The organism is Streptomyces sp. SAS_272 (assembly GCF_052543235.1).
In genome coordinates this window covers 1-10,479 of record NZ_JBMNDR010000154.1, presented here as the reverse complement: position 1 = coordinate 10,479, position 10,479 = coordinate 1, and the positions used below count along the sequence as shown (strand labels likewise).

The 10,479-nt window shown below is 68.7% G+C and carries 9 protein-coding genes and 5 pseudogenes; 12 read left to right on the top strand and 2 right to left on the bottom strand.

What is annotated here, in order from left to right:
- The 12 genes and pseudogenes from ACN6LD_RS41065 to ACN6LD_RS41010 form a co-directional block, all read left to right on the top strand.
- Positions 1-93, top strand: a pseudogene (locus ACN6LD_RS41065) (IS5/IS1182 family transposase); the annotation flags it as partial.
- 100 nt (positions 94-193) lie between these two features.
- A complete protein-coding gene (locus ACN6LD_RS41060) occupies positions 194-1,273 on the top strand; it encodes a protein kinase family protein (protein WP_445045826.1) in 1,080 nt (359 codons plus the stop codon).
- Positions 1,274-1,982: 709 nt separating this feature from the next.
- Complete coding sequence (locus ACN6LD_RS41055) at positions 1,983-2,501, top strand: hypothetical protein (protein WP_319196411.1); 519 nt, start codon at positions 1,983-1,985, stop codon at positions 2,499-2,501.
- 190 nt (positions 2,502-2,691) lie between these two features.
- Positions 2,692-3,036: pseudogene (locus ACN6LD_RS41050) on the top strand (hypothetical protein); the annotation flags it as partial.
- Positions 3,037-3,129: 93 nt separating this feature from the next.
- A pseudogene (locus ACN6LD_RS41045) lies at positions 3,130-4,042 on the top strand (phosphatase PAP2 family protein).
- A gap of 481 nt (positions 4,043-4,523) precedes the next feature.
- Positions 4,524-5,456 carry an AraC-like ligand-binding domain-containing protein gene (locus ACN6LD_RS41040; RefSeq protein WP_445045825.1) on the top strand — a complete coding sequence of 311 codons (933 nt, stop codon included), beginning with the start codon at positions 4,524-4,526 and terminating at the stop codon, positions 5,454-5,456.
- Positions 5,457-5,548: 92 nt separating this feature from the next.
- Positions 5,549-6,544, top strand: a complete 996-nt coding sequence (locus tag ACN6LD_RS41035) for a carbon-nitrogen hydrolase family protein (RefSeq protein WP_445045824.1) — start codon at positions 5,549-5,551, stop codon at positions 6,542-6,544.
- Positions 6,545-6,789: 245 nt separating this feature from the next.
- Positions 6,790-6,969, top strand: coding sequence for a hypothetical protein (locus ACN6LD_RS41030; protein WP_445045823.1), 180 nt, complete (start codon positions 6,790-6,792; stop codon positions 6,967-6,969).
- Positions 6,962-7,066, top strand: a pseudogene (locus tag ACN6LD_RS41025) (phenylacetic acid degradation protein PaaD); the annotation flags it as partial. The gene ACN6LD_RS41030 and the pseudogene ACN6LD_RS41025, both read left to right, overlap by 8 nt.
- Positions 7,063-8,409: a phenylacetate--CoA ligase PaaK gene (gene paaK / locus ACN6LD_RS41020; protein ID WP_445045822.1), complete on the top strand. Its 1,347-nt coding sequence runs from the start codon at positions 7,063-7,065 to the stop codon at positions 8,407-8,409. The pseudogene ACN6LD_RS41025 and the gene paaK, both read left to right, overlap by 4 nt.
- A 260-nt stretch (positions 8,410-8,669) precedes the next feature.
- Positions 8,670-9,059 carry a peptidoglycan-binding domain-containing protein gene (locus tag ACN6LD_RS41015; protein WP_319196400.1) on the top strand — a complete coding sequence of 130 codons (390 nt, stop codon included), beginning with the start codon at positions 8,670-8,672 and terminating at the stop codon, positions 9,057-9,059.
- A gap of 182 nt (positions 9,060-9,241) precedes the next feature.
- Positions 9,242-9,382 (top strand): annotated as a pseudogene (locus ACN6LD_RS41010) (isochorismatase family protein); the annotation flags it as partial.
- 118 nt (positions 9,383-9,500) lie between these two features.
- Here ACN6LD_RS41010 and ACN6LD_RS41005 read toward each other — a convergent pair.
- Together ACN6LD_RS41005 and ACN6LD_RS41000 are read right to left on the bottom strand one after the other, a co-directional pair.
- Positions 9,501-9,731, bottom strand: a complete 231-nt coding sequence (locus tag ACN6LD_RS41005) for a hypothetical protein (RefSeq protein WP_445045821.1) — start codon at positions 9,729-9,731, stop codon at positions 9,501-9,503.
- A gap of 83 nt (positions 9,732-9,814) precedes the next feature.
- Positions 9,815-10,267 carry a DUF5707 domain-containing protein gene (locus tag ACN6LD_RS41000; protein ID WP_445045820.1) on the bottom strand — a complete coding sequence of 151 codons (453 nt, stop codon included), beginning with the start codon at positions 10,265-10,267 and terminating at the stop codon, positions 9,815-9,817.
- Between the last annotated feature and the right edge of the window lie 212 nt (positions 10,268-10,479).

Genomic DNA, 10,479 nt, shown 5'->3' with positions numbered 1-10,479 from the left:
AAGTCCTGGCGCATCTTCCGCAGATCCCGGTGCAGCCCCAACCGCATGACGTCAATCGCCAAGGCCATCCTCACCCTGGAGCAGCAACGCTGAAGAGGCTCATTGAGGAACTTCAGTGGCTGACCTTCTCAGCGTAAGGTCGATGCCGTACGCGGGATGCCGAAGCCCTGGTTCGGGCACCGAGGAGCCGTCGATGCTAGACCAGGATTTGCTGCGCGCCGCGCGCCTGGCTGGCTACGGAGCCGTGAGCACCCAACTCTCCTTGCTGAGCGACCACCGGCTCGGGGAGGTCGTGGCGGCCGCTACCCCGCTCGGGTCGGGCATCGGCGGCAGGTCGGCAGAGCTGGACATCAACGGAACGCGCGTCTTCGTCAAGCGGATCCCTTTGACGGACACCGAATTGCGCCCGGAGAACGTGCGGTCGACGGCGAACGTCTTCGAACTGCCGATGTTCTACCAGTACGGGGTGGGCTCGGCCGGGTTCGGTGCCTGGCGGGAGCTTGCCGCGCACACCATGACCACGAACTGGGTTCTGGGCGACGAGTATGCGGGATTCCCCCTGATGTACCACTGGCGAGTTCTGCCTGACTCCCCTCCCGGAGGATTCACCGACGAGTTCGGAGGCCTGGAAGGGGCCGTCGCGCACTGGGAGGGATCACCCGCCGTTCGTGACCGGCTGGAGGCCATCGGCCAGTCCTCGTGCAGCCTGGTGGTCTTCCTGGAGCACGTGCCGCACACACTCGCCGGATGGCTGGCCACCCAGCGCAAAACCGCCGCGCCGGAAGACGGGGACAGCTTGCCCTTCCGCTGGGTGGAGGAAGCCCTGATGAGAGGAGCTGCCTTCATGAGTTCTCGCGGACTTGTCCACTTCGATGCCCACTTTGCCAACATCCTGACCGATGGACGCCAGCTCTACTTCGCTGACTTCGGACTTGCTCTGAGCTCGCGCTTCGATCTTTCGGCGGACGAGTCCGCCTTCCTCTCGGACCACCTCGCATACGACCACTGCTACACCGCGAGCCACCTGCTCCAGTACCACTTGCTCGACGGCGTGGGTGACACGGAACGCGAAGCCTTCCTGCACGACTGGATCGCGGGCCGGCGACCTGACGACATCCCGCCTGCGATCACGGCCATCATCGACAGGCACGCACGCCCTACCGTCGTCGTGGCCTCCTTCTTCCGCCGTCTGCTCACCGAGAGCAAGCAGACGCCGTTCCCGGCTGCGGAGATCGAACGGCAGTTGGGCGCTGGAGCCACAATTCCGAGCTGATCTGGACCCTCGCCTGGACTGTCCGGCATCGGCTGCCACGGCCGCTGCCTACCGACGGGTATTTCGGTGCATCTTTCCGGGCTCTACGACCACCCGGCAGTAGCTCGGGTCGCCGTGTAGCCGGGGGCTTCGCTCTGCGGACTACGTGGGCCAGGCATTGTCACCGCAGCCGCAAGCTCCAGGTCCAGGTGGCTGTTCATGTCCAACTCGAACCGGCCGTACATCTCCGCTCGGCCGGTACTCCTTCCAGCTCCCCGACCTGCCCGGCGGGCTGCGGCCCCTGCGGGACAAGAACGCTGCCGACGACGACGAGTAGGTGCCGGCGCAGGGCGATCGGGCGGAAAGTCGGACCGGGCCGTGTACGGGCCTGGAGCGTTGATGCGTGCAGACGGCGCCCGCCCGTGGACGCCGGCCGGGATGAGGGAGACGGAGATGGCCTGAGCGGTCGCCCCGGAGGTACGGGCCGTGCAGCGGCGGATCGTCAGCACCATCAACGCGTCCGGCAGGCTGAACGGCGACGGGCTGGCCATGTGGCGGGAGGTCGACTGCGGCGGGTAGAAGGCCACCGCCGCCGAGATCAGGGATCTCACCTGCACCCCTAACCAAAGACCTTACATCCAAGGGGTTGAAGGTATCCGGGCGGTTCTGGCAGGATGCCAATAGATGCCAGGGCAAGGGGCCATGGGTATCCACCTATTGGGGGCAGATCATGATCCACATCACTCTCGGCGACATGCGGCCCGTCGAGCCGCAGGAGGACCAGTTGGGGCGTAGTTATGTCGGTTGGCACGAGAGCATGAGCGGCGAAGCGCTCTTCCAGGCCAACCGGGGCTGCTGGGTCCTGGGTGAGCGGGCGGAGAAGGAGCAGTACGCGCTGCTCTCCGCCCGCGGCACCGTGCGCATGGCCATCGAGATCGACAAGCTGGTTCCGGTTGCCGGCGGGCGCAAGGCGATCGAGGGCAGGTTTCTCAAGGCGGGCCACGCGGTCTACGACGCCTACGTGGACAAGAAGACCCCTGTGGACTCGGCCCGAAACCCGATCACCTACTTCGATTCGTCGCACGACATCCGCCTGTGCGGATGCGGGTGCGGTGAACCAGTCACCGGTGGCTGGTTCCTGGCTGGGCACGACCAGAAGGCGCTGCATGCCCGGGTCGCCAAGATCGGCAGCGTCCGCGAGTTCCTCGACTGGTTCGACAGCACCTACGTCGAACCGATGGCCGAGTAGCAACTGAACGCGCTCACCGCTGTAGCCCGAAATCCGCTGAGGCTCGCCACATCGTGTGGCGGGCCTCAAGCCGTTCATCCGCCCCGGCCGACTGCAACAGCAGGGCAGGTACGAGAGACCCCGCCATCCGGTCCGCTCAGCGCGGGACTTGAAGAGCCAAGCCCTATACGGACGGCTCGCTTCCAGAGTTCTGCGACGCCGCTCGTACCGTTGGCTGGCCCCTGTCGTGCTCGCCATGTTCGTGGCCGGGGGCCTGCACGTCATCTCTGTCAGTCCGGCCTTCCAGCGCGGCTTGTTCGTCCTCGAGGCCGCCGCCCTGCTCGGTGCGTGGGTGGCGACGGCGACCACCGGCGACCACCGGTGGCTGATCCCCGTCGCGGCGGTCGCGATCGTCCGCACGCAGGCGATCGTCGTCCAGCCGGACGCGTTCATGCAGTCCCTTCCGGACCTGGTCGTTCTCCTCCTCCTGATCGCGCCCCTCCCCGCCCTGGCGATCACCGCCCAGCGCCGACAGGAGCGGGCGCTCCCCGAATAGGAGCGGAGCCCGGTGGGTCGGCCGAGCCCGGCGGCCCACGTCGTGCCACAGGACTTGCGTGGCCCAACTCCCCTCAACGGAAGAAACAGAGCGATGACTCAGCACGATTCTCCGACCCTGCCCGCGCACCGTCCCGGGGCCTCAAGGCAGGCCCCCGACGCCCCCAGCCTGTCGCGTACGACACGGCCTTGGATGCCGGCCCTGCTGTACACCCTGGGGTTCCTGACGGTCTACCTGCTCGCCATCTGCACCCCGTGGGGGCAACGAGCTGAGAACGCCCTGTTCGGTCTCGGTGAACAGGGCGGCGAAGAAGCATGGATCTACCCCCTGTCTGGAGCGGCCTACGGCTCGACGCCCCTGCCGCCGCTGGAATTGAGCACCAAGCCCACCCTGATGGTGGGCCTGGCCGTCATCGTGCTCCTCACCCTGGTGCGGCGATGCTGGTGGCCGGGGTGTGCGGCGCTCGGCGTCGTCATATTCACGACCGGAGGCAAGGAGGTCCTCAAGTCGACCCTGCCCCGCCCCGATCTGGTGGGCGCGCCGGAGAATCTCCTTGATCAGGGTTTCCCCAGCGGGCACACCACCATCCCCGCCGCGCTGACTCTCGCCGCCGTCCTCGTGGTTTCCCCCCCGCATCCGCCCCTACGTCGCCACGGTCGGTGTGCTTTGGCTCGCCTGCATCGCCGCCGCCAGCGCGACCATGGGCGGCCACCGGCCCAGCGAAGTGCTGGGGGCCACACTGTTGGCCTGTGCCTGTTACGGCCTCGCAACCTGGCTGCTGCCGCCGGCCGTCGCGCCAGGCGCCATGCGGAGCACCCGTGCGCTTTCCGTCATCACCTTGACGGTGGCATCGGCCATCGCCCTCGTTTCCGGTGCACGGAACGACACCCTCACAAGGTCACTGGTCTCCGCGGCGACGGCCTTCATCTGTGCGGCCCTGGTCTGGTACGCCGCAGTCGGGCGGCCCGCACACACCGCACGCCGCACACGCCCCACACTGGGCTGACCCCCCGGCCGACCATGACGCCCAGCGCCTGCCAGGCCGCCCCGCCGCGCGTGGCAATCACCGGCCCCGACCTGGCCGCGACGTTCGGAGCACGTCTCGGCAAGGACGTAGCCTTCGAGCCGATCACACCCGAGGAATTCCGTGTCTCGGTCGCCCCGCTGATCGGCGAAGGCCCGCCGCCGACATCGCGGGCTCCTACCGGGCCATGAGCGCGCTGCCGGGCCGCTCGATCGCGCTGGAGAACTCCGCCCAGAGCTGCTGGGCATCACGCCCGGACCACCAGCCGGTGGCTGGCCGACACGGGTCTGTGACGGACCGGGATCTGGTCGAGCGACGGAGCCTCATGTCGCCTGTTCCTCTCGCCGACCTGACTGCTCCCACAACACGCCCACCTGAGGGAGCAAGGAGGGGGAGTGGCAGCAGTACGCGTGACCTGGCCCCTGCGCTCGACCGGACGGCCTGCCGGGGTGATAATCGGCGGATGGATCGTCAGGCCCGGGTGGAGCTGACCACGGCGGTGGTGCCTGCCGCAGAGGCGTTCGCCTACTGGCGGGAGATGATCTGCGAGACGTTCGTGCAGCTCAGCGCCGCCCCGGTCGCCGAGAATGCCTTCTCGGGGCGGATCGAGCACGTACCGGTCGGTGAGCTGGAACTATCCACTGTGGTGGCCGGCGGGCAGGTGGTGCGCCGGACTCCGAGCCTGATCGCACGCAGCGGGGACGAGTACCTGCTGGCGAGCATCCAGCTGCGCGGCCGCGGGCGCGTCGAGCAGGACGGCCGGGTCGCCGAGCTCGACACCGGCGAAATGGCGTTCTACGACAGCACCCGCCCGTACACGCTGAGCTTCGCCGACGAGTTCCGCCAGCTCGTGGTCCAGGTACCCAGGCGTGACCTGGCGGTGCGCGACACTCGGGCACTGACCGCTCGGGCGCTCGGCCGGTGCGGACCGGGACAGGTAGTGCCGGCGTTCTTCACCGCGCTGGCCGAAGCGGCCAGGACCAGCCCGCAGACGTCGGCCCCGCTACTGCCGCACGCGCTCGGGCTGCTGTCGGCGGCGGCGTCGTTCGCGGCGTCCGGCGAGCCCGGACCGGATCCGGCACGGGCCCTCGTCCGTGAGCGGGCTTCGGCGATCATCCGACGGCGTCTGGCCGATCCGAGTTTGGACGTCGCCCAAGTCGCTGCTGCCTGCCGGGTCTCGCGGCGCACGTTGAACCGGATTTTTGCCCCCGAGGGCGGGGTGGCCGCGGCGATCCGCCGAGCGCGCCTGGAGCGCGCGAAGGCTTTGCTGATCGAGTACCCGGACCGTCCGATCGCGACGGTTGCCGCGCAGTGCGGGTTCGCCAGCGAGTCCGGGTTCCACCGCGCGTTCCGTGCCGGGTTCGGCACGACCCCCGGTGGCGCACGCGGTCAGTGACCGAGGCGCACGCGGTCAGTCCCGGCGGCCGCCACCGCCCTATGTTGCCTGGCACATCAACCCCAGGAGGCATCATGGAAGGCGTTGTGCGAGTGGCGGCGGTCCAGGCAGAGCCGGTGTGGCTCGACCTGGCCGCCAGCGTCGACAAGGCGATCGCGCTCATCGGTGAGGCGGCGCGCGGCGGGGCGAAGCTGGTGGCGTTCGGCGAAACCTTCGTCCCCGGTTACCCGTGGTGGATCTGGCTTGACTCTCCCGCCGCGGGCATGGCGTTCGTGCCCCGGTACGCCGCTAATTCGATGACCCGCGACGGCGACGAGATGCGGCGCCTGCGCCGGGCCGCCGCCGACAACGGCGTGCATGTGGTGCTCGGCTTCAGCGAACGCGACGGCGGCAGTCTCTACATGGCGCAGGCGTTCATCTCCGACACCGGCGAGCTGATCTCCGTGCGCCGCAAGCTCAAGCCGACGCACGTCGAGCGCTCGGTCTACGGCGAAGGCGACGGCAGCGACCTGCAGGTGCACAGCACCCCGCTCGGCAAGCTCGGCGCGCTGAACTGCTGGGAGCACTTCCAGCCGCTGTCCAAGTATGCGATGTACAGCCTGGGCGAAGAGATCCACGTCGCCTCCTGGCCGAGCTTCTCCATCTACCGCGGCGCGGCCAGCGCGCTCGGGCCCGAGGTCAACACCGCCGCGAGCCTCATGTACGGCGTCGAAGGCCAGACCTTCGTCGTCGCCGCCTGCTCGGTCATCGGCGAGGCCGCTCAGGCGCTGTTCTGCGACACAGAGGCCAAGCGGCAGCTCCTGCGGGCCGGTGGCGGCTACGCACGCATCTTCGGGCCCGAAGGCACACCGCTGGCCGAACCGCTCGCGGAAACCGAGGAAGGCATCCTCTACGCGGACCTCGATCCGGCGCTGATCGCGATCGCGAAGTCCGCAGCGGACCCGGTCGGTCACTACTCCCGTCCCGACGTGTTCCGGCTGCTGATCAATCGCAACCCGACCCCGCGCACCGTCGAAGCGCCCGCCGAGCCGGCGGCGGTGATCCTGCACCACCCGGACGAGGAACTGTCCGAAATGATCTCCGGCTGATCCAGCAGCCGGCGCCTGCGACCGGAGTCTGCACAGTGACCGACAGACACTACGACTTCGGTGCCGCACCGGCGCCAAGTGACGACGTCGTCGCCGCAGGCCCCGGGCCCTACAAATCGGTGCGGCCCGGAGATCGTCGTCCGCCGTGAGCGGTCGGAGAAGGAGCGCCGGCCGCGATCCGTGCGTCGACGAGCAACTGCTGCGCGGCGTAGGCCGCGTTTGACGTCGTCGGCGGCGACCAGGTCATGGACCGATCGGCGAGACCGCCGGCCCCGCACGGCGTGCCGCAGCTGCGCCGTCGCTGCGGCGCCTGGGTCCGGGACCTCGTCGAGTACGGCGAAGACGACGTCCGGGGCGCGGGGGAGGGCGAGGTCGAGGAGCGCCTCCTTGCCGGAGACATGGTGGTAGAGCCCGACTGGCCGTAGCGGTATCTGCGACGTGAGCGTCCGGCACGGCGACGACGTGATCGCGGAGTTCCGCGGCCGCAGCATCAGGAGCACGGAACCCAAGGAGTCACCATGAGCAGCCGACTGAACACCCCCGCGGCCGCCACGGACCGTCGTGGACGGCCCCTCCCGGCACATCTGCTGGACAGCGCGGAGCGGATCTCCCGCGAGGAGCTCAGAGACCTCCAGCTCCGCCGCCTGCGGGCGACACTGCGGCACGCGTACGACAACGTTCCGCTGTACCGCGAGAAATTCGACGAAGCCAGAGTCGTGCCCGCCGACTGCCGCTCGTTGGAGGACCTCGCCCGGTTCCCCTTCACCACCAAGGCGGACCTGCGGGACACGTACCCCTTCGGCATGTTCGCCGTTCCCATGGGCCAGATCCGCCGTGTCCACGCGTCCAGCGGCACCACCGGCCGCCCCACGGTCGTCGGCTACACCGAGAACGACATCTCCATGTGGGCGGACGTCATCGCCCGCTCGATCCGCGCCGCGGGCGGCCGCCCGGGCCACAAGGTGCACATCTCCTACGGCTACGGCCTGTTCACCGGCGGCCTCGGCGCACACTACGGCGCCGAGCGGGCCGGCTGCACGGTGATCCCTGCCTCGGGCGGCATGACCGCACGCCAGGTGCAGATCATCCAGGACTTCAAGCCCGAGATCATCATGGTCACCCCCTCCTACATGCTCACCCTCCTGGACGAGTTCGAGCGCCAGGGCGTCGACCCGCGCTCCACCTCCCTTCAGGTCGGCATCTTCGGCGCCGAACCCTGGACCGAGGAGATGCGCCGCGAGATCGAGGAGCGCATGGACATCCACGCCGTCGACATCTACGGCCTGTCCGAGGTGATCGGCCCCGGCGTCGCCCAGGAGTGCGTGGAGACCAAGGACGGCCTGCACGTGTGGGAGGACCACTTCTACCCCGAGATCGTCGACCCGGTCATGAACGACGTCATGCCCGACGGCGCGGACGGCGAGCTGGTCTTCACCTCCCTCACCAAGGAGGCGCTGCCGATCATCCGCTACCGCACGCGCGACCTCACCCGGCTGCTGCCGGGCACCGCCCGGCCCGCTTTCCGCCGCATCGAGAAGATCACCGGCCGCTGCGACGACATGATCGTCCTGCGCGGGGTGAACGTCTTCCCCAGCCAGATCGAGGAGATCGTGCTGCGCACCCCCGGTATGGCCCCTCACTTCCAGATCCAACTGAGCCGGCGCGGGCGCATGGACCACATGACAATCCTCGTCGAGGCCCGGCCCGGTACTGGGCCGCAACAGCGCGAGACCGCCGCGAAGGCCATCGGTCAAGGCGTCAAGGACGGCGTCGGCGTGACCGTCGAGGTCACCGTCGCCGAACCGGAGACCCTGGAGCGCTCGCTGGGCAAGCTCCGCCGGGTCAAGGATCTGCGCCAGGCGTGAAGTCCTTGTCTGCCACAATTGTGACGGACGCTTCGAAGGCGACGTCCTTGCCGCGGCTGGGCGGTGTGGCCCAAAAGAGAGTTGTACCCCTCGCAACTACCGCACACGATGGAGCGGGAGGAACACCCGCCGCAGGACGCGTCGGCGGTGGCGGCCGCCCCTACCGTCAAGGCACAGCGCCCCTCCTCGACCGGAGCCGCACAGCCCGGGGCTGCTCGGAATACCCAACCGGGCCCGGCCCACGACCTGAAGGACCCGGCATGAGCATACGCAAGCGCATCGCCCTGGCCACGGCCGCCCTCGCCTTGGGCAGCGGCTTTGCCGTACCGCCCGCTGCCGCGGCGTCGGCCGCGACGTACACCTGCCACTACTCGACCTCCGGCGAGTACGCATACGCCGGCTATTATTCGGGCACCACCGTGCAGCCCTCGAGCACCGTGGTGACCAACTCGGGCATCGAGGCACAGTGCCTGCTCCGTCGGTCGGGCTTCAACCCCGGCACCATCGACGGAGTCTTCGGCTCCAACTCCAAGGCCGCGGCTAAAAACATGCAGGCCGGCCTGAATGAATGCTGCCACGCCGGACTGGATGAGGACGGCAAGATCGGCAGGGAGAGCTGGCCGTGGCTGCGCCGCTTGGCCCACCTCTGACCTGCCTGCACGTATCCGCTCTCAAAGGCATGCGCGACGGAGACGAGGGTGACGTGGTCGTGCCATCCGTTCCAGGTGTGGCTGGACGGCAGCCCGTACGGCGAGTTCATCGAGGGACCGGCCCGACGGACGGGGAGTTGACGGTGGCGAAGCAGTGACCGAGCGCCTTCTTCGGCACGCCCCTGTCCACGTGCCTCACCTCCCACGACATCGACACCGTCTTCATCGCCTGCCTCACGACCAGCGGTTGCGCACGGGCCACGGCGCTCGAAGCCATGCAGCACGGGTTCGTTCCGGTGGTGGTCGAGGAGGCCGTGGGGGACCGGGACGCGGGGGTCCACGCGGCGAACCTCTTCGACATCCGGCACAAGATCGGCGAGGTCTGGGGATGGGGCGGGTGGCGGAGTGCCTCTCGCCGGGCGGGATGCGACAGGGGTGCGGTTACTCGAAGTGTCCGGTCTCAGGGTCCACCTGTGAGAGGAAGTCCCGGATGGACTGCGCCAGTTGGACCCTGTCGGCCGCTAGGGGAGGGTGGGTGCCGAACCCGAAGCCGTACTGGGGGTCGGGGCCGGTCAGCCGGGCGAGGTGGTAGCTGCCCGGGGTGCCGTCGCGCCGGCTGACCTCGAAGTCCTCACCGACCACCGACATACGCCACGGCTCGTCTCCCGACATCCGGGACCTGCCCTCCTCGACCCCTGAGACCAGGACCGGTCCGGGAGCACACGCGCCGCGTCGAACATCACCGGTCCACAGGATCACGCGACGTTGAAGTCGGCGGCCTTGGCGACCAGCTTCGTGTCGCCGTCCTTCGAGGTGGCCAGCACAGCGACGTGCCACACACCACGCTCGGACGTCTCGGCGTCGTCACGGGTGACGGGAACCTTGTACGTGCAGTGCACGGTGTCCCCACCGGACGGCTTGCACACGGCCGACTCCACGGAGGCCATGTCCTTGGCGGTCAGGCCCTTCTTGGCGAAGTCCGAGTTCGCCGGCCAGGCCAGGACCTTCACGCTCTTGACACCGGAGGACGCCGTGACGTCGGTGGTGAAGGTCAGCGAACCGGCACGGTCGCCGGCAGGGGCCGCGTAGCCGGCGGCGCTCTGCTCCACCGAGGGAGGCTGCTCTCCGGCGTATGCGAGGGCGAAGGCTCCGGCGCCACCGAGGACGACGACACCAGCGGTGACGGCAAGAACGATACGACGCGCCATGAGGATGTCCCCTGTCAGGATCAGTCGGTCGGACCGGCTCTCTCGGCCGTTCCGTTGCCTTGATCCTGGCCGCCCGGCAGCCGCCTGGTATGAGTACACGTACTCAACTTGTTTTTTAACGACCGTGTCAGTTCGGTGAGTTGCGTGCCCGCTGACCAGCGAGGGCTGGTGCGACAGCAGTGCGGCCTTGGTGTGATCATGTGCGTTGAGAT

Bases quoted from the DNA above. Each gene is read 5' to 3' on its own strand.
- ACN6LD_RS41060 (WP_445045826.1), top strand. From the start codon at position 194: ATGCTAGACCAGGATTTGCTGCGCGCCGCGCGCCTGGCTGGCTACGGA.
- ACN6LD_RS41055 (WP_319196411.1), top strand. From the start codon at position 1,983: ATGATCCACATCACTCTCGGCGACATGCGGCCCGTCGAGCCGCAGGAG.
- ACN6LD_RS41040 (WP_445045825.1), top strand. From the start codon at position 4,524: ATGGATCGTCAGGCCCGGGTGGAGCTGACCACGGCGGTGGTGCCTGCC.
- ACN6LD_RS41030 (WP_445045823.1), top strand. From the start codon at position 6,790: ATGGACCGATCGGCGAGACCGCCGGCCCCGCACGGCGTGCCGCAGCTG.
- paaK (WP_445045822.1), top strand. From the start codon at position 7,063: ATGAGCAGCCGACTGAACACCCCCGCGGCCGCCACGGACCGTCGTGGA.
- ACN6LD_RS41015 (WP_319196400.1), top strand. From the start codon at position 8,670: ATGAGCATACGCAAGCGCATCGCCCTGGCCACGGCCGCCCTCGCCTTG.
- ACN6LD_RS41005 (WP_445045821.1), bottom strand. From the start codon at position 9,731: ATGTCGGGAGACGAGCCGTGGCGTATGTCGGTGGTCGGTGAGGACTTC.
- ACN6LD_RS41000 (WP_445045820.1), bottom strand. From the start codon at position 10,267: ATGGCGCGTCGTATCGTTCTTGCCGTCACCGCTGGTGTCGTCGTCCTC.